Raw genomic sequence first — 19,608 nt, 5'->3', positions numbered from 1 at the left:
AATGGAGGTGATTTATTAAATTTGGGTTCTCATCCGGTTTCAGTATAATTTAAAGTGGCATCGATCTGTTGCCAAGGCTTGTCCAGGCATCGTGGATGGAAATGGCGGAAAGGGGAATGAAAGTGGAGTGATTGTTTATTTCCGAGTCCCTTAAAGTGCACTGGCAATCAACTGCCGTGTCTGCGCTATGATATCGTCAAGGTGATCCATGTGGTGCTTGAAAATATAAACCGGTTGATGAACAATAATCTCAATGGTACCGGGTGTAAGATCAAGGGAATCAGAAGGCAGCACCTGAAAGGAATTTTTAATGGTCACCGGCAATATGGGCAGACCCGTTTCACAGGCAAAGTTGAATGCGCCTTTTTTAAAGGCCATCACCCGCCCATCCCGGCTTCTGGTTCCTTCGGCAAAAAAGAGCACACAGGCCTTTCCGGACAATTTCTTTTTGGCGGCTTCAATGGATTTTATGGCGGCATCATGATTGGTCCGGTCAACATAAATGCAGCCGAGGTAATGACAGGCCGATCCGAAAACAGGGATACGGCCCAGTTCTTTTTTCATGATCCATTTTATATTTAAGCCAAGATGACCGTGAATCGCCGGGATATCTGTCATGCTCTGGTGGTTTGCCACCACCACATAGGACCGGTTTTTGCTATAGTTTTTTTTGCCCTGGAGTGTCACCTTCAAGGGAATAATGGCACAACACAGCCTTGACCAGATAATGGCAATATAATTAACGGCCTCCTGTTTGAACAGGAGGCCTGTTAAAATGGACATCAACCCCAGGACCATGGTCACAATGAAAACAAAGGGAATGACAATGATCCATTTGTAGGGTTGATAGGCTGCTTTGAAAAAAGGATTCACTCTTTATTTTCTTGGTCCTTGTTTTCTTCATTCTTGATGATCCCTAAAATTGTGTCGATATCCGACACAATTTCTTTGCTGTTAAATTGACTCAGCACAAAGGTATCATCATTCATTGAAGACAGTCCCATTACCGAATCTTCATCACCCGTTTTAAAAAGCGTTAACTCCGGCTTGTCTGTATTTTCAAGACGGATTCTGCACAGGAGGGGGGTTTTTCCCAGTTCATCTTTGGGCAAGGCACCCACATATGTTTCACATTCCAGGAATGAAAGAGCCGACAGCAGGTTTGAGACCTTTTCCTGGTCTGCTGATGTGCCATCCTCAAAATGCCAGGTAATGGCGGTCTGTTGGTTGTCCTTTTTTTCCTCTTTAGACACCAGTGTTTTGGACACGCCATCTTTTTCAATGGAAAACCGGTGTATGGATGCTGTTTTGAATTCCATTACTTTTTTGTCCCTGAAATCATCTTCGGTCTTATTGAAATAGGACCTGAAACTGCCATTGGCATGGTAGATGTTTCCATCATTGGTCAACATGACAAAGGTATGGTTAAGGGATGGTGCAATTCTGCCCAGGGTCAGTTCGAAAACGGTTTTTGCGCCTTCTGATACCTTGACCCGGATATGATTTTCATCATCCAGTTCGTATCGTTTCAGGTCTCCTTTTTCAGACACCAAGGCGGTCAGTTTTAATGTTTTCAGGGTATCCAGCATGTTTTTCACAGCCGGGGGATCTGCAAGATAGTCTTTGTCGGTCAATGTCCAGTGGGGTCCTTTTTTCTTAAACGTTATGGACCCGTCTCGTTTGTCCAGAGTGAACCCGGTAATTTTTGCGACATCCATCTTTGGAATTTCAGGCAGTGTGTAATGGTCCTTGTTGGTGTTATGCAAAAAAAGATAGGCACTGAGTATAACGATAAGTGCCAAGAGTATCAGGTATTCTTTTTTCATCGGTTCATTCCCCTTAAACATTAAATCTGTTGGCGATTTTCTTTTTTCTGGCGGTTCTTTTGGCCAGGACACCCAGTCCGAACAGGATGACAAAAATGGGCAGCGCGATAATATTAAAGGCCTTGATAATGGCCCTGGCAAACGGCGAGGTCTGGACAATGGGATTAAATGTTTGCTGTTTGCTTCTTAACTGGGCGATTTTATCTTCCCCATTGAGATGGTCAATGACGTTTAAAATAAATGTGGCGTTGCTGGATCGGCCTTCAGGGTCCAGCATGTTGTCCTGAAGCATCTGGGAGCAGGGAAGAACGAACACTTTGGCCGGCTTGGAAGTCTCAAGGAAGGTATGGCTTGCCGTAAACCCTTCAAACGTTTGATCGTCGCCATCTTTGTTGTCTTCTTTAATGTCTTTTTCTCCCATCTCCCTTTCAGGGATGGTTTTGCCTTTAAAGAAGCTTGTGAACCTGCCTTCAAGCAGATAGGCCAGATCATAGGACGTCAACTCCTCCTGGGCGTCCGGCGGTCGGATAAACATGGGGTTTAAATTGATCATTCCTTCCATCAGCCAGGATTCATCAGATGAAGACAATAGTCGGGTGGCCACAACCTTTGTGGTATCAATGTTCTTTGTCACAAGTTCAAGGGGGGAAATCTGCATGGCCACGAGCCCTTTGATATTGTCCATGAAATGGGGCGTATTATTGATGGATGCCTCTTTTAACATGGGGGCAAAATAAATGATTTGTTCACCGCCGCCCATATTTTGGGGTGCCTGGTGGGAATAGGCATTTTTGTCCAACACATAGGCTTTTTTAATATTGACCCCATAATGGGTCAACAGTTTTTCCAGGCCGGTGTCAATGGGCTCATACCTTGGCGGCATCCCCATGCCACCTTGCTGGGGCATGATTTCATTAAACGCGTCCAGGATAAACGCAATGTTGGTGCCTTTCATCAATGCCTGGTCAATCTGGAATAATTCATATGCTGAAAATTTCTGGGTGGGTCTGGGAAGAATCAGGCAGTTTAACCCATCCGGGATTGCTCCATCCTTTAAATCAATGGGTTTAATGGAATACCGGGAAGACACAAGCGTGTTAAAGACCTGCATCGCCTGGGAAGGCCTGCCCTGCATCATGGCCATTCTGTCCGGCATGAGTGAATGGGCACCGTGACCCGCCAGGACCCCGATATCCTTATTAATACCAATCAGTTTTTCCACAACGGCGTTGAGGTCTTCTTCCAGGGCAACCGGGTCAACCATTTGATAGGTGGTGCCGATGATGGGAAGTTCCATGACACTGATCAGGGGCAGGGTGGTGGTGTTGCCTTTAAAATCAATGACAAGTCCGGCAGCCCCATGCCCGGCCTTGATTTTTTTTTCAGGAATGGCAGGCCATGACAAGGCCATTAAATTGAATTTCTTTCCCAGGGTATCCAGCTCTGGTTTGCGGCTGATATCCACCTGTTTGAATTCAAGAATACCCAGGCTTTTTTGATTGAGCTGTTGAATCGTATCTGATACCGCTTTGCCCAGCAGGGGCAGATTGTCAAGACCAATCAGGGGGGCGATGGTATTGAGAGAAGAGGATAAATACATCGTGACATTGACTCGTTCATCCAGCTGTAACAAGGCGCTGACTTTGTTGTTCATCTTCTGGATAGCCGTGGTCAGCTGAAATTCAAGGCCATCGGTTGAGGTAATGGCTTCAATTTTTTCAATCAGGTCTCCGTGGATAATGACCAGTCCCATATAGGCTTTTTTAAATTTGACTTCATCATTTTCCATGATCCGGATCTGTACGGGTTGTATGCCGTAATCTTTGGCCAGGTCTCGGTTTTCATCGGTTTTTTGTGTCAGGGCGCCTTCTTCCATTGTGACATTATAAAAGGTATAATTAAAGAGTTTGCCCCCCCTTGCCGCATATTCTTCCAAAAGGTCCCGGAGGTATCGTGCCGTATTGTTGTGGGGTGCCGGCAGGTCTTTTGAGAAAAATACCTTTATGGTCAAGGGTTCTGACAGGGTTTCCACAACATCTGTACTGGCCGGTGACAGGGAATAAATCTTATCGCTTGTCAGGTCCGCCCTGAAAAACAGGGTGATCCCGACAATATTTACCAATACAATGACCACCAGATATATTATAAATTTAAAATATTTTTCTTTCACTGAAAACTGTCCCATTGTTTCTCCTTAGTTCTTCTCATGCATGACAATATAGGTTGAAAAAATAAAAATGAAGATCACGCTCACAAAATAAAGAATGTCCCGGGAATCAATAATGCCCCGGGAAATATTTGTGAAGTGGGAGTTGGCCCCAATGTATTCTATGACGGAAATGATCTTTGTGGGCATGAAAAATAAGAGCTTGTCAAGAATGGTTAAGGTAAAACACAGCGCACAGCCAATGATGAAGGCAATGATTTGATTCCGTGTCAGAGATGAAGCAAACAGGCCCAGAGAACAATAAGCAGCAGCAAGAAAAATAGCCCCCAGATATCCGCCGATCACAGGCCCCGGATCCACCTGGCCGATAAAGGTGATAAAAATCGGGTAAGAAAGGGTTGGGATCAGCATGGAAGCTGTAAACAATGTCGCGGCAAAAAATTTACCCAGGGCAATATCCGTAAAAGATACCGGCATGGTTAACAGCGTCTCATAGGAGCCGACATTCTTTTCTTCGGAAAACAACCGCATGGTAATGGCGGGGATGATAAATGAAAAAATAATGGGCAGCAGAGAGAAAAAATCCCTTAAATCTGCCCGGCCAAAAATAAAAAAAGTTGAAAAGAAAAACCACCCAGTTACGATGAGAAATAACGATATCACAATATAGGCAATGGGTGAAATGAAATAATCTTTGAATTCCTTAATAGCAATGGTTTTTATCTGTTTCATGATGGGTATGCTTCCTCACTGGTCAATTCCCGGAATATTTTTTCAAGGGCCTGGGATTCTTTGGTAAATTGTGTGATTATCCAGTCGGTCTCTTTTATTTTAAGGTAGATATCCGGTCGAAAATCCCGGTCATCCGTCCGGTTCGCTGACGGTGTGATCTCAAAGGAGACAAGCCCTTCTTCAACCGGTTCAACCGATTTAACATCAAGGTCTAAATTAAGCCCTCCCAGCAGGGCCGCGGCATCCGATTCTGCTGCACCCTTAAGGGATAATTTGAGAATGGCATTCTGCTTGACACCCGCTTTGAGATGGGCGGTTGTATCATCGGCCACCACGCTTCCTCGATTGATAATGACAATCCTGTCACAGGTTGCCTCTGCTTCCGGCAAAATATGGGTAGAGAAAATAATGGTTTTTTCTTTGCCGATGGTTTTGATAATATCCCTTATTTCGGCAATCTGGTTGGGGTCCAGGCCGGAAGTGGGTTCATCCAGGATTAAAATCTGGGGATCCGTCATCATGGCATGGGCCAGGCCCACCCGTTGTTTCAATCCTTTTGAAAGATTGGCAATGGGTTTATCCATAATGGCAGACAACCCGCAAAGATCTGATAATTGCAGGAATCGGTCGTACCGCTTTTCCTTATCAACAATGCCTTTTAGTTTGGCAACATACTCCAGGTAGTCATAGACCAGCATATTGTGGTAGAGTGGGGCGGATTCAGGTAAGTATCCGATGATGGATTTGATCTGGATGGCATCGTCCGGCATTTGGAAATCATTTATTTTTATTGACCCTGAACTCGGCTTGAAATAACCGGTTAACATTCTTAAGGTTGTTGTCTTCCCAGCACCGTTTGGACCCAGAAGGCCTAAAATTTCGCCTTTCCGGATGGTCATGCTGATATTGTTTACAGCACAGAAGTCTTTATAGTACTTGGTCAGGTTTTGAACTTCAATCAACGTTTCCTCCTTAATGATTTGTATGGTTATAGCGATTTAAAAATCTTCTAACACTTTGCTTTTTTCAATAAACTCAGCAAGATCCTTTTGTGTTGCGTCACCGGCGGAAATGGCTTTTTCAAAGCGCCGGCAAAAGGGGTCCTCCCGGCCAAGGATGCCGACGGCTTTCGTGTACAGTGCTTTTCCCCGGTTAAAATGATCGATCACGTCTTTCTGCAAGAGCTTCCGCTCTTTGTGGCGCAGTCTTTCAGCACTGATAATGGATTCAAGTTTTTTTACAGAATATTCAACAAGGGCATCCCGGGGAGTTCCATATGCCTGGGAAATGGCGCCCAGCGCCTCAATGGTTTTCCGGCTGAGGACAAAGGTTTTCTGCTTTCGGGGGATTTTATTAAATTGCCGGATGCGAATGGTTTTGGCAAGGCTGTCCAAAGCGTCCAGGTCTTCTATGATGTGATCAAAAAGCGATTTTTGTTTTATCCCCATGTGAATGGCCACAAGCCCGATGGCATCAATGGCTTTCTGGGAAATTTTAAAGGTGGCCCGGACCGATTGTTTGCCCCTCAGATCAAACAGGGTTGATCCCGGCAACTGATCTTCTATTTTTGTCATAACGGCCTCCTTCCCAGATAATGTATGATGAATTATATTTCATTCTAAATAGTAATGAAACTAGTTAATGAATTGAATTTTACCTTAAAAAAATCCGATGATCAATGGGAAAAATTAAACATGACTGAAAAATAATCTTGAGGTTAGAAACAGACAAGACTTAAACACAGGACAACCGTGCCGGCAAAAAAGCAGCGTTCATTTCCCGAAGGCGTAAATTCAGGATCGGTCCTGTCATCTGTATAGCACCTTGATTCCATGGCAAGAACAAGGCTGTCGGCAGAAAGAAAGGTTTTTTTTAACAAAGGGAACACCAGCCGCAGAATTCGTTTGATGGGGTTTTTTTGGAGGTCGGCACATCGTGCTTTCTGGGCATTGGAGATCTCTCTGGCCTGCTTTAAGATAACCGGCATAAAGCCCAGCGAAAGGCTGATCATGACGGCCACCCGTTTTTCAGGCACAAACGGGACCGGTTTTAAAAACCATTGCACCGCACTTTTGACACTGGACGGCTTGGTGGTGGTGGAAAAAATCAGGCCCGTCACCATGACCAGAAAAAATTTAAAGGCCACCAGGCCCCCTTCCATGATGCCCTGTTCGCTGATGGAGATGTCGTGGAATACAAAAAGGATATCCCCTGGAACGGTGAGCACCCGGGCCATAAAGACAAAAAAGAGCAGGAGCATAAAATATTTCATGCTGTTCAGGGTCTCCCAGACGTTAAGGCCGGCGGTTTTAAAGAAAAAAACCAAAACCAGCGCATAACCGCCACAGGCCGGCAGGTGTGCGGATAACAGGGACATGCTGATCAGACAGATGGTGAAAAATTTGAGCCTGACATCCAGTCGGTGCAACAGGGAGTTGCCCGGCCGGTAGGTGAAGGGTATCAGCTGCGCCATGGCTGGATCCCTAGACCGAATTTTGAAGAACAGGGTTCCTTGACGCCATAGGACTCCAGGTGCTTGACAAGATCAGCGGGTGTTCCGTCTTCTTTGATCTGGCCGTTTTCCATGATGATGACCCTTGTGGCCTCACAAATAACCGTCTCAATATCATGGGTGGCAATGATAATGGTGTGGCCGGATTGGTTCAGGGCAATGATGGTGGTGAGCACTTGAATGGTTCCCGGATAATCCAGGTTGGAAAAGGGCTCATCAAACACAATCACCTCAGGATCCATGACCAGGATCCCGGCAATGGCCAGGCGGCGTTTTTCCCCCCCGGAAAGGCTGGACGGTGTCCGATCCTGTAAATGAAAAAGGCTTAACCCTTTAAGGGCCTGGGTGACCTTTGCTGTGATATCGGCACGGCTGAATTTTAAGTTTTCAAGACCAAAGGCCACTTCATCAAACACGGTATCGCCCACAATCTGTGTGTCGGCATCCTGGAAAACCATGCCAATGGTCTTTCGTGTCTGAATCAGATGATTTGAGACACTGTGCCCCTTCACCCGGATCTGTCCGGAATCCGACTGCAAAAGGCCGTTCAAATGCCTTAGAAACGTTGTTTTCCCAGACCCGTTCTTTCCGGCCAGAATAATAAATTCCCCCTTATAAATGGAGACACAGATGGCCTTGAGCCCTATGTACCCATCTGAAAAGGTGTGGCACAGGTCGTTTATATCAATGATTTTTTCCGGCATTATACTCGGGTTCTTTTTAGATCAACATTACAATTTAATCACAGGTCTCAGACGTCTGGCAATGACGGCTGCCGCGATAATTTTAAGGATATCCCCGGGGAGAAACGGCACCATGCCCATGGTAATGGCTTTTCCAAAGCTCATGGCCGTGACCACCTTGAGCCAGGGAACCCCGGCACCATAAACGATCAAAGTGCCCAGGAGCATGGCCAGAATGTCCGAGGACATCTTTTTGCCCAACCCTTTGGAAATGCTGCCGGTGACAAAGACCGCAGGCAGATATCCCAGCAGGTATCCGCCGGTGGGTCCGAACAATCTGCCGATGCCCGAGGTGCCCCCGGAAAATACCGGCATACCGGCCAGGCCGATCAACAGATAAATGGCCACGCAGGCAAGCCCCCACACCGGGCCCAGAATAATACCGGCCAAAAGAACGAACATGTTCTGGAGGACAATGGGCACCGGTCCGATGGGAATGGCGATAAACGCACCAATGGCAATAAAGGCCACAAATAACGCCGTATATACGGTCATTTTAAGGTGTTGTGAGGTGGTGTTCATTTTATTTTATCCTTCACGTATGAAAACAATCGCCATAAATTATTTTTTTTGTTTCACCAGTGGTGTCTTGAATCACTAACGCCCCGGTCTCATCAACATCAACGGCAAGCCCTTCAAACACATCACCCAATGTTTCAATTCTGACCTGGCTGCCAATGGTGGAGGTCTGTTCTTTCCACAGGCCAATGATCTGGTGGCGATCCAGGGGGTGAATCCGGCGTTTAAAGTCATCCAGAAACGTTTCTAAAATTAATTTGCGGGACACGGTTTTTTGCAAAACATCTTTTAATGAAATGGCATTGGGCTCATCTGTTTGGGGGTGGTTATTGACATTCATGCCAATGCCGATATTGATAAATTCAACCATATCCCCCCGGGTTTCCATTTCAGAAAGAAGGCCGGCCAGTTTTTTGCCATTCAACAGGAGGTCATTGGGCCATTTGACACTGACATCCACATCAAACAATCGTTTTAAAGACCTTGAAAGACTCAGGGAAGCGGCAAAATTATAGATATAGGCCAGGGGTGGGGGCGTCCCGGGTTTTAAAATCAGGGTAAACCACAGTCCCCCTTTGCCGGAGACCCATTTTCGATTCAGCCGTCCCCGGCCCATGGTCTGGTTTTCTGCAATGACCACACTTAAATGGGGGGCATTCTTTTTTGCCAGATCCCTTGCCGTGTCCATGGTCGAATTCAGGGCCTGGAAATGAAAAATATTTTTTTCAATGTCCGGCCGAAAACAAAACGGGTGCAGCAGATCATCCGGGGCCTTCAGACAATAGCCTTTCGGGCAGGACTCGATCTCCACCCCGCTTTCTTTTAATGCCGTGATATGTTTCCACACCGCTACCCGGGAAATATCCAGGGCATCACTTAACCGGACACCGGACACTGTCGTTCCCTTTGCCTGATAAAGGTGTTTTAATATGTCCTGTTTGATATTTTTCAGTTCGTTAACCATATTAAGGGAGGTTAGTTAACAGAATCCATGTGTCAGGTCAAGGCATAAATATTTTCCTCAGCCATTTTCATTACTCAACGGTCGGACGTTGGCTTTATAAAACGCAATAGTGGCCGGACAATCATAAAACGATGCTTTCGGACGTTACCGAATAATGGTCAGATTAAATTTTTCTGCCATGTGTACCGCTGTCCTGAATTCTTTGGCTGTCACCGGTCTTGAAAGGGATTTGATCTTCACCGCCTCTCCCATGGGGTGGTATTGGGACATGATATTCACATGGGTATGGGGGGAAACGGTCTCTTTGAGAAATTTTAAAATGTGATAGGTCCCCGCCAGGTTTTCCGGCAGGACAAGGTGCCTGACCAAAAGCCCGGAACAGGCTATGCCGGAGGCGTCCACGGTTAAATCCCCCACTTGATCATTCATTTCCATGATGGCTTTTCTGGCGACTTGGGGGTAATCCCTGGCATGGCAGCAGATGCGGGCCATCTCAGGGTCCCAGAATTTGAAATCCGGCATGTAAATGTCAACGACATCTTTTAAAATTTTCAGGGTATCAAGGCTTTCATACCCCGAACAATTGTAGACCAGCGGGATCTTCAATCCCTGACCCGCAGCAATATCCAACGCGGTTAAAATTTGTGGAACCACATGACTGGGGGTGACAAGGTTGATATTGTGGCATCCGATTTTCTGCAGGTGCAGCATGATGGCGGCAATTTGTCCATCCGCTGCCTCCTGGCCCATGCCTTTAATACTGATGTCATCATTCTGGCAAAAAATGCATTTTAAGTTGCAATGGGAGAAAAAAAGGGTTCCTGATCCTTTCTCCCCCACCAGTTGGGGTTCTTCCCCGAAATGAGGTGCCCAGCTTGCCACAACCGCATGTCTTCCCGTTGAACAAACCCCTTTTTCGCCTTTTGTCCGGTCCTTTCGGCACTGTCTCGGGCACAGGGTACAATCCGCCAGCAGCGCCGAGGCCCGATCAATTTTTTCCTGCAGCCGGCCCTGTTGTTTTGTCTTGACGTAATTGGGAATGAAGGTATCCATATTCATGGGACTTAACCGTTAGGGGATATTTTTGAAAGGGAATCCATAAATGAACCGATATGTAACGGCAATGATTGCAAAAGAGGGTGCCGGTACCATCGAGTAAACCCTGCCAACTTATATACTTGTTACGATTCGATTGCGACCATTTTGCTTGGCAAAATATAGGTTCTGGTCTGCTGTTTGTAACAAGGTTTCAGGCAAGGCAATGTTATCCATATGCGATCTTGTGGCAACCCCAATACTGATAGATACATAATCGGCAATTTGTGAAATTTCATGGGGGATCTTGAGATCGACAATTGCCATTAGGGAACGCTGTGCAACTACCTTTGCAGCAGGAGCATCTGTTTCCGGAAGTATCATAACAAACTCCTCGCCCCCGTAGCGCGCTACTAGATCTTGGGGTCGTTTAAGGGAGGCCTTCAGGCTTCCGGCTATTTTTTGTAAGGCGATATCCCCCATTGCGTGTCCATAATGGTCATTATATTGTTTGAAAAAATCCACATCTATCATTGCAAGGGAAAAAGGAGTCTGATTTCGGGTGGATCGCATCCATTCCTTTTGGAACACCGTCTCAAACCGTCGGCGGTTCGAAATTTCAGTAAGACCATCCAGATATGCCAAGTGATCCAGAAGTTTGTATTGATGGACAGTTCTTAGATGATTGCGAACCCGTATTTTTACGATGGGTGGGGAATAGGGTTTGGTAATATAATCAACAGCACCGAGTTTGAGTCCATGCTCTTCATTTTCGATGGAATTGAGTGCTGTTACAAATATTACCGGGATTTTATTGGTTTTGTCATTGTTTTTAAGCATTTTTATCACTTCATATCCGCCCATCTCCGGCATGATCACATCAAGCAATATGAGATCCGGAGGAAAATCGCCCAGGGCATGTTTCATCGCTTGGGTACCGCTTATGGCAAGTACTGTCGTGTATTCGTCCTTGAGTAAATCTGCCAGAACCTTCAGGTTCATTTTTTGATCATCAACAATCAAAATACGTGATTTTTCTTTTTGATGCATCATCAGTTCTCATCTTTGTGTTGAATTGTGTTCAGCAGTTTTTGGGCCATTTCTGCAGCCCTTTCATACTCTATGTCGTCAATTAATTGAAAAATTGTTTTTAATTGATTGTCAAGCCCAACCCCTTCAAGTAATTCTTCAACTTGAGCAAATTGATCCTCCGCTGCTATCTCACCATTTTCCAATTGCCGGATCAAAACCTGTATGGGTGCTTCTATGGCTGTGAATTTAACCTGTCTTTTTTGAATTTTTCCATCCCCAACAGGGGACTTGTCTTTTGTGCAAGGAAGCCCAGCCAAAGAGGAAATGATTTCTTCCAGTGCCGTGATAAAGGGAGGCAGAAGAGCAACTGCATCCCCTTGCCGGTTATTTTCCAGGGCATCTTCCATCTTTTTTGCCGTTTCCATTAATCCTGCGGCCCCAATATAACTTGCAATGCCTACCAAGGTATGGGCTTTGTGCTGGATATCAAGCCAGTTTCCAGCCGCTGACAACTCACGAATACAGGCTGGTTCAGAACCAAAGTTCTCTTTAAAATCATAGAGCATTTTTATAAAAAGAGAGGTCTTATTGTCCAGGGTTTTAAGGGCCAATGCCTGGTCTATACCAGCCAAGTACGGAAGCGATAACGGCTCTTCTTTAGCGGCATTGGATGCTTTTTGGGGATAGTTGGGGAGTGCTTGTGATTGTTTTTCGGGTATCCAGTTTTTCAACGTCTGATAGAGTTCTGCAAGGTCGATGGGCTTGGTGATATGTTCGTTCATTCCTGCATCTAAACTTTTTTGCCGATCTCCAGTCATGGCATGGGCTGTCATGGCGATAATGGGCAAATTCTGATACTGCTTATTTTGCCGGATCCTTATCGTCGCTTCAATGCCATCCATTTCAGGCATCTGGATATCCATCAAGACCAGGTCAAAAGATGCGTGATCCAGGGCTTTGATGCACTCAAGCCCGCTGGAGGCAATGGTTACCACCATACCTGCATCCTCAAGAAACTCCCTTGCCACTTCCTGATTGATACTATTGTCATCCACCAGCAAAATTTTCGATCCCTGAATTTTTTTTAGGTCTTTGATCTGGGGATGTCCCTTGACACTCTTAATCTCTGAAAATGTCTTAATCCCAAGAATCTCCAACAAGGTATTGTACATAACAGAAGCATAAACCGGTTTTAAGAGAAAGGCATTAATTCCCACATTATTTGCTTCAACATATGCCTCTTCACGGCCATTTGCGGTTACCATCAACATGGCGGGAACCTTGGGAATGGAGGTATTGGCTTTGATTCGCCTGGCTGTTTCAATGCCATCTATCCCCGGCATTATCCAGTCAAGCAAGACCACATCATAGGGATTTTTTTTTCGTACGGCCTGTTCCAGAAAGCCGATTGCCGATTTACCGTCAACAGCAGTGTCAACATGGATTTTAAGGGAGGTCAGCATAGAGGAGAGGACATCACGGGCTGCCTGGTTGTCATCCACCACAAGGGCCCGAAGTCCCTGCAAAGCTATTGTTGGTTTTGGTTCGTGTTCTAAGGTTTCTTCTGAAATTCGTAATTTTGCTGTGAAAATAAATTGTGAGCCTTTTCCAAGCTCACTTTCAACCCAGATTTTACCATTCATAAGTTCTGTCAGCTGTTTGCATATGGCAAGTCCCAGACCTGTTCCCCCATATTTGCGGGTGATGGAATCGTCGGCCTGTCCAAATTCCGTAAAAAGATGTTTCATCTTTTCCGGTGTTAATCCAATACCGCTGTCACGAATGGAAAATCGAAGCGTAAGTTCGTTCTTGCTACGCTCGTCTATGGCAACCGAGATGACAATCTCTCCCTGGTCTGTAAATTTTACAGCATTACCCGCCAAATTCATCAGCACCTGTCCCAGGCGTAAGGGGTCACCAATGAGGTTATAGGGAATCTGAGAGTCTATCTGGAACAAAAATTCCACCCCTTTTTCTTCGGCCTGCATCCCAACAACATTGGCAATGTTGCCTAGAATATCTTCAAAATTAAAGGGAACCGCTTCCAATTGCAGCTTACCCGCATCAATTTTTGAAAAATCAAGGATATCGTTTATAAGTCTTAAAAGGGTATTGGCAGAGAAAATTAGTTTTTCCAAATAATGCTGCTGCTTAGGATCAATGGCTGTTTTTTTCAGCAAAGAGGCCATGCCAATGATGCCGTTCATGGGCGTACGAATTTCATGGCTCATCCGGGCAAGGAAATTTCCCTTGGAGGCATTGGCTGATTCTGCTATTTCCTTGGATTTGATCAGATCACCCTCCATCTGTTTTTGGAGGGTCATATCCATGGCCGTGAAAAGATAACCAACAACCCGTCCCTCGGGATCGTACAGGCTTGTTATGGACAGGCTTACAGGCAGGTATCTGCCGTCTTTGCAAACGTAAAACCACTCCTGGGCAAGGCTTCGTTTTTGTTTCACAAATTGGTCAAAAACTTTCATGTCATGGAGGTCGGATCCAGGAATTCCACTTACCTGCTTACCATAATGGACAAGTTCCTCTTCCAGATGAAGGGAAAGAATATTGCATTTACCAACCATTTCCCCGGCATTGTAACCCAATAGTGTGGCAGCCCCTTTGCTGAAGAGTTGAATTTTGCCATCAAGGTCTGTGGAGATGATGGAAAGCTGGGTTGCAGCATCCAAAACAGCCTGTCGTTCAGAATCAGCGGTTTGAAATCGATGCAGCATTCTTTCGGTTTGCACAAACTGCTTCACCACGAAATCAGCGGTAATCTCAGCAGCCTCCCTTGCAACTTTAATTTCGCTGCGCAGTAGATCGATTTCCCTCTGCATTTCTTTTCTGGTTTTTTCCATCACCGATACTCCATTGGTCCCTGGGTTGCAATGGCAACACTCATCATGGCAGCTTGTTCAACCATTTGAAGGGTCGGTTCTCCCTCAAGTCCCACAAGCACAATCTCTTCGGGCAATTTTCCATCACACACCCTGGGCAGCACGGTAAGCAAATAGGCCAGACCGGTTCCATGGTTAAAATGGTCTGGGCGTGGGGTATCCATTATTTCCTGGTGATCCAGCAGCACAATTTCTCCGGGTTGGGTAAATCCTGCCACCGCATCCACAAAGACCACCCTGCCGCCCTGTTCCAACAGGGGAAGGAGGTTAAGTCCTGCCAACCCACCTTCAATGATCGTTACTCCGTAAGGAAAATGATGCATTTTTTGTAATCGGTCAAAAACCTTAAGTCCGGCAGCATCTTCAGGGACAAAGCGGTTCCCTATACAGATGATGGAAGCAGTCACAGGTTAACCCCACTGGGGATGGATCTGCTTTTCTTCCTTTTTTTCTTGTCAACACAGTGTACCGCACATACCAGGCAGGGATCAAAAGAACGAATCACATGTCCTGCCTCCACTGGATTATTAATATCTTTAACAGGTGTGCCGATCAATGCCTCTTCCCATGCACCGCGAATGCCACCGTCATCCCGTGGAGAACCGTTCCATGATGTTGGGGTGATTATCTGATAATGAGAAATTTTTTGGTCCTGAATTTTGACCCAATGCCCCAGGGCTCCCCGGGCCGCCTGGATCATGCCTGCACCCTGACCATCTGGAATTTGTTTTACCGAATGATAAAAATTCTCCTCCCGCCTTTCCAGAAGTTCGTTGATCCATGTTGCCATGGACCCCAACAAAGATGCCGGACGCACCAGACGTGCAAGTTCCCTGGTAAAGGCATTGGGCCCTGCCTTTGTTATCATGTCCTTGAAAAGTGGGATGCCGTTAATTATCGCCTCGGCCAGGGGGCCTGTTTCAGCGACCTCTCCTCCGTATCGGGGGGCCTTGATCCATGAATAGGACTGGTTGCTCTTACCGGATGCATAGGGTGTTGTGGTGCCATCAAAGGGGTGGACAGGTTTTCCTCCCTGCTCAAACCAGGAATAGGAGACCTCTTCTGTAATCATGGCAGGATCAAAGGGAGCCAAGGTTGTGCCGTTTGCAAATCCTGCTCCGATTAATCGCCCATGGATACCCTTGACCGCCGTGTCAATGGGAAGTGTAAGATTGCCATAGGAAAGAAAGCGGTTGGGGCCCTTGCCAAGGGAATCAAGGCCTGCCTGCCTGGAAAAGCGGATAAAAAAGCCAAGCTCGCTCTCTCTATGGGATGGGCTTTCATCGAGCCAGGCATCAAGATCGCTGATACTGCTTATTTCCTGCCATCTTTCCAGGGAACACCCCAGGATGGTCCTTTCATACCAGGAACGAAATCGTTCAAGAATGATTCGGCATTGCAGTGTTTTGGTAATTTCAGGGATTGAGGTCACTCCCCCTGGGACCATGAAGGAGGTATGGGGCCATTGCCCCCCAATTATGGCGACTATCTGCAATAAGCGTTTTGTTTCCCGAATGACCTCGATGGATGCTCTTCCAGCAAGGGGGCTGTATCGGAGACACGCCTCTTGTCCAAGGGGATGGTTATGGTAGGCATCCTTGTTGGCAAAATCAACCATAAACATCAACACTGCCTGGCGGATATCACTTTGAATTGTTTCGACCATGAGTGCCATGTTACGCAGACGGCGTGCGTTATCAGGCGGAATCGTGCCTGAAATTTTATCCAATGCCTCGACCGCTGCTGTGAGATGGGTAAGGCTACAAATACCACAGATGCGAGGGGTCACTACCAACCCATCCAAGGCGCCTCGTCCATGCATCATTTTTTCGAATCCGCGAAACATGGTTCCCGAACTCCATGCATCTGTGATGATGCCATCTTCAATCTCAACTCTGATTTCAAGATCTCCCTCTACTCTATTGAGGGGGATGTTGATTCCCTTGGATATCCTAGCCATTCTGGTATTGTCCTTTTCTCTTTAAATTTTTGATTTCCGATTTTTGAGATGCTCGGGTGCGGCAGCCGCTGCCATGCCTTTATAAACCATATAATGGGCACGGTTGACACCCATGGGCAGAGAAAGGGGGATACCTTCGATATTGGGCGTTTGGAAAAAAGGCTTGGCCATTGGGAATTCAGGATCTGTACATCCAAAACATGGGACGCCTACTCTTGGTTTTGAAGACTGTTGATTCCAGAGAAGTTTATTACAAGGACCTGGTACCAATGGTCCGGCACATCCCATGTGAAAGAAAAGGCATCCCATTTCTCCAAAGTCAGATTCTTCCACGCGGTATTCATGGTATTCATTTCGAGTACACCCTTGATGTACTGTTGTACCGTACCATTCAAGGGGGCGCTGATATTTATCAAGTTCCAGACTCACGTCATTGGCAGCAAAATTTATTGCCCCGGAAATGACATCGTGGTGGCAGGGACAGCCCGCCAGATTAATCACGGGTTGACCGGATTTGGCAAGAAACTCTTTCCCGAGAAAACCGCCCCGTGCTTTTTTTGTGAACTGAAGTCCTGTGGCCTCAATGATATCATCGGCACCAAAGCCACCAAAGGAGGCACAGGTCCCAACGGCAATCACAACCTGGGCCTGGGATGCCAGGGAATAAATCAGTTCGTTTTTTGGGTGTCCATTTTTTGTATGGAACATCCCGGTACCTGCCGGACCGCAGATAACCGATCCTTCAATCATGAGTATGTCCAGGGGTTGTTCTCCACTGAAAATTTTTTCAAGAAGTTGATCATGTTCATGGGGGGGGATGTTGGAAAGGGAAGGGTGCCAGAGCAGTTCAATCTTTAGGGCCCGGAATAATTCAATACAGTTGGGGAATTCACTGCTCAAAAATGAAAAGGTATCCCCCCCACATCCGCCACCCTGCAACCAGTACAAAGTCTTCACGATTTTTCTCCTATCATAGGCCGGACTAAATACATTCCAATTTCAATGATCTGCGTCACCTATTTATTCTGGTCGTCCTATACGGATAATGGTGGACAGTAAATTATCCGATATATTATTTCGATTGTTTTTACCATCATCCGTTAAATCTTTCAACAGACTTTCGCAGGTTATCTCGGCAGAAGGACTGAGTCAGGTCACTGGCGGAATGGAATGAGAGATTAAAGCCGAGACGGATGCACTAGACTCTTTTGCTGATTCTCAGTTTGGTATGGACCAGGATACAAACAACATGGTCACCCTGGACAAAGACCTTGCCTCCAATTTTAACATGGATATCGAAGAAAGATCCGGCATTCATTATGATGGGAGAAATTATCGATACCGGAGAAATGACCATTGATGAGGACTGGTTTGTTATGCGCCAGAGCCTGGGAAAAAATTCATCAAGCTTGTATAGGGTCATAGGACTGTTTGCTGTGGGTTGGCATCATGGGATGGACAACTTTTCGGAGAAGCAAAAAAGGCTTTCAACCGGACGGCTGAAAACCCTTGATATTTAGTGGCTGGGTGATAAGGATTCGAACCTTAATTGACGGAGTCAGAGTCCGTTTTTTTAAACTTCACATAATTTCACATTTTATCCATATTTGCCTTTAAATAAAAGAATCTTGAGATATTTTTGTGTTTATAATATTCACTTCTCATCATTCGTTTTCACTTGATTTAACCTAAAAAACGTGTAAAATATGTGTAAAATATTTTGAGGTGTGGAGGGGCGGATGTCATCAAATAAAAAAGTCAATTGGATTCAAGTTGATAAAAAGCATTTTCCTGGGGTACGATATTACAAACATGAAACCCGCAAAAAAGGGGTTAAACTGGATAGATATTTTTCCGGATCATATCAAGTTCAGGGGAAACGAAAATTCATGGGGTTTGGCTGGAGTTCTGAGGGTTGGACCGAGAGAAAAGTTCTGGATAAAATTAATGAGTATAAGCATAACGTTAAGACCGGCAACGGGCCAACTACTTTAAAAGAAGAAATTGTTCTAAAAGAAGCTGAAAAGGCAAAAATAAAACGGGTTGCACAAAAGAAAGAAAGAGAATCTTTGACAATTGACGATTATTTTTATCAAGAATATTATCCCATGATCCAAAGACAGAAAAAGAGTAAAACATATTTGCGGGAAGAATCGCTTTATCGGAATTGGATTAAAGAAAACATTGGTCATCGTCCTTTTAATGAAATAACCAAAGTCAATATTGAAACCATCTATTATGATATTGTTGAGTCCGGGAAAAGCATAAGAACAGCTGAATATACCCTCACAACATTGAAGCAGATATGGCGAGAGGCAAAAGAAAGGGGTTGTGCACCAGACATGCCAATAATATCCAAGGCATTAAAGAAAAAAATCAGTCAAAATAATAATGCAAGAATCCGTTTTTTGTCCCAAAAAGAGGCTGATATCCTGCTGTTTGAATTGGGGAAGAAAAGCATTGATTTATACGAAAAGTCATTGATAAGTTTGCATTGTGGATTGAGGGCGGGCGAAATATTCAACCTCACATGGTCACAGGTGGATCTTGAACATGGGATTTTAAATATAATCGATTCTAAAGGCAAAGACCGGTCAGTGCATATGTCGGAGCTGGTAAAAGAAATGATGTTGTCCAAGGATAGAGTGGCAGCCCATAATCTTGTTTATCCCGGGCGGGAAGGTAAAGCATCTAAACAGATATCACAGGTTTTTAGACAGGTGGCAAACGAGTTGTTCAACAAAAGGATTGATGATCGTCGGGAAAGGGTAACTTTCCACACACTGAGGCATACATGCGCCTCATGGATGGTTATGCAGGGAATCAGCCTGTATCTCGTTCAAAAGGTCCTTGGTCATTCAACAATCCAAGTTACAGAAAGGTACAGCCATTTGGCACCGGATCAGCTTCAGCTTGCAGCCGGGGCGATCAATAAGGCGGTGGCAGAGAATAAAGGAAAAAATATTATCCCTTTTCCAAAACAGGCATAACACTTTCCCCGGGATAAAACCTGCATAATTAACCGATTTGAAGGGGTGGTCATCCTGAATTATTTTTTCCTAAAGGGTTAATAAGTAAGGAACTTGAACTTGGACACGTTCTGCATTTAAAGAATGCAATGAACGAATAGTAAAAAAAAGACCAGTTTGCGACAGGCTAAAAAAATTTACATTTATCAATTGATAATTCAATATATAACTGTTATTAATTAGTGGTTTTCG

General features: G+C 45.4%; 18 protein-coding genes. 2 read left to right on the top strand and 16 right to left on the bottom strand.

Annotated elements, in window-relative coordinates; genetic code table 11:
* Nucleotides 1-150 precede the first annotated feature (150 nt).
* From Q1Q15_RS14595 to Q1Q15_RS14520, 16 genes are all read right to left on the bottom strand, one after another.
* The gene (locus Q1Q15_RS14595; protein WP_300461345.1) at nt 151-873 is read right to left on the bottom strand and encodes a lysophospholipid acyltransferase family protein; all 723 of its coding nucleotides are present in this window, start codon (nt 871-873) and stop codon (nt 151-153) included.
* Nucleotides 870-1,826: a DUF4340 domain-containing protein gene (locus Q1Q15_RS14590; protein ID WP_300461342.1), complete on the bottom strand. Its 957-nt coding sequence runs from the start codon at nt 1,824-1,826 to the stop codon at nt 870-872. The genes Q1Q15_RS14595 and Q1Q15_RS14590 overlap by 4 nt, the downstream gene beginning before the upstream one ends.
* A gap of 13 nt (nt 1,827-1,839) precedes the next feature.
* Nucleotides 1,840-4,011, bottom strand: coding sequence for a GldG family protein (locus Q1Q15_RS14585; protein ID WP_300461338.1), 2,172 nt, complete (start codon nt 4,009-4,011; stop codon nt 1,840-1,842).
* 9 nt (nt 4,012-4,020) lie between these two features.
* Entirely contained in the window at nt 4,021-4,725 is a 705-nt protein-coding gene (locus tag Q1Q15_RS14580; protein WP_300461336.1) for an ABC transporter permease subunit, read from the bottom strand.
* Nucleotides 4,722-5,687 carry an ATP-binding cassette domain-containing protein gene (locus Q1Q15_RS14575; protein WP_300461333.1) on the bottom strand — a complete coding sequence of 322 codons (966 nt, stop codon included), beginning with the start codon at nt 5,685-5,687 and terminating at the stop codon, nt 4,722-4,724. Before Q1Q15_RS14575 ends, Q1Q15_RS14580 begins: the two co-directional genes overlap by 4 nt.
* 36 nt (nt 5,688-5,723) lie before the next feature.
* Nucleotides 5,724-6,299: a hypothetical protein gene (locus tag Q1Q15_RS14570; RefSeq protein ID WP_300461330.1), complete on the bottom strand. Its 576-nt coding sequence runs from the start codon at nt 6,297-6,299 to the stop codon at nt 5,724-5,726.
* Between the two features lie 143 nt (nt 6,300-6,442).
* A complete protein-coding gene (locus tag Q1Q15_RS14565; protein WP_300461327.1) occupies nt 6,443-7,198 on the bottom strand; it encodes an energy-coupling factor transporter transmembrane component T in 756 nt (251 codons plus the stop codon).
* The gene (locus Q1Q15_RS14560) at nt 7,186-7,941 is read right to left on the bottom strand and encodes an ABC transporter ATP-binding protein (protein ID WP_300461325.1); all 756 of its coding nucleotides are present in this window, start codon (nt 7,939-7,941) and stop codon (nt 7,186-7,188) included. Before Q1Q15_RS14560 ends, Q1Q15_RS14565 begins: the two co-directional genes overlap by 13 nt.
* A 27-nt stretch (nt 7,942-7,968) precedes the next feature.
* Nucleotides 7,969-8,502, bottom strand: coding sequence for a biotin transporter BioY (locus Q1Q15_RS14555; RefSeq protein ID WP_300461322.1), 534 nt, complete (start codon nt 8,500-8,502; stop codon nt 7,969-7,971).
* Between the two features lie 13 nt (nt 8,503-8,515).
* On the bottom strand, nt 8,516-9,463 hold the full coding sequence (locus Q1Q15_RS14550) for a biotin--[acetyl-CoA-carboxylase] ligase (protein ID WP_300461319.1): 948 nt from the start codon (nt 9,461-9,463) through the stop codon (nt 8,516-8,518).
* A gap of 144 nt (nt 9,464-9,607) precedes the next feature.
* Nucleotides 9,608-10,522: a radical SAM protein gene (locus Q1Q15_RS14545; protein WP_300461316.1), complete on the bottom strand. Its 915-nt coding sequence runs from the start codon at nt 10,520-10,522 to the stop codon at nt 9,608-9,610.
* 111 nt (nt 10,523-10,633) lie between these two features.
* Nucleotides 10,634-11,548, bottom strand: a complete 915-nt coding sequence (locus Q1Q15_RS14540) for a diguanylate cyclase (protein ID WP_300461313.1) — start codon at nt 11,546-11,548, stop codon at nt 10,634-10,636.
* Nucleotides 11,549-11,550: 2 nt separating this feature from the next.
* Nucleotides 11,551-14,388 carry a response regulator gene (locus Q1Q15_RS14535; RefSeq protein ID WP_300461310.1) on the bottom strand — a complete coding sequence of 946 codons (2,838 nt, stop codon included), beginning with the start codon at nt 14,386-14,388 and terminating at the stop codon, nt 11,551-11,553.
* A complete protein-coding gene (locus tag Q1Q15_RS14530; RefSeq protein ID WP_300461307.1) occupies nt 14,388-14,834 on the bottom strand; it encodes a hydrogenase maturation protease in 447 nt (148 codons plus the stop codon). The genes Q1Q15_RS14535 and Q1Q15_RS14530 overlap by 1 nt, the downstream gene beginning before the upstream one ends.
* On the bottom strand, nt 14,831-16,387 hold the full coding sequence (locus Q1Q15_RS14525; protein WP_300461305.1) for a nickel-dependent hydrogenase large subunit: 1,557 nt from the start codon (nt 16,385-16,387) through the stop codon (nt 14,831-14,833). Before Q1Q15_RS14525 ends, Q1Q15_RS14530 begins: the two co-directional genes overlap by 4 nt.
* Nucleotides 16,388-16,408: 21 nt before the next feature.
* Entirely contained in the window at nt 16,409-17,344 is a 936-nt protein-coding gene (locus Q1Q15_RS14520; RefSeq protein WP_300461302.1) for an NADH:ubiquinone oxidoreductase, read from the bottom strand.
* 314 nt (nt 17,345-17,658) lie between these two features.
* Between Q1Q15_RS14520 and Q1Q15_RS14515 the strand changes: the two genes are divergently transcribed.
* On the top strand, nt 17,659-17,907 hold the full coding sequence (locus tag Q1Q15_RS14515; protein WP_300461300.1) for a hypothetical protein: 249 nt from the start codon (nt 17,659-17,661) through the stop codon (nt 17,905-17,907).
* 219 nt (nt 17,908-18,126) lie between these two features.
* Nucleotides 18,127-19,377 (top strand): site-specific integrase, encoded by a 1,251-nt coding sequence (locus tag Q1Q15_RS14510; RefSeq protein ID WP_300461297.1) that lies wholly within the window; start codon nt 18,127-18,129, stop codon nt 19,375-19,377.
* Nucleotides 19,378-19,608: the final 231 nt, after the last annotated feature.

The organism is Desulfobacula sp. (assembly GCF_030145145.1).
Classification (GTDB): domain Bacteria; phylum Desulfobacterota; class Desulfobacteria; order Desulfobacterales; family Desulfobacteraceae; genus Desulfobacula.
This window is presented reverse-complemented; position numbering and strand designations above follow the sequence as displayed.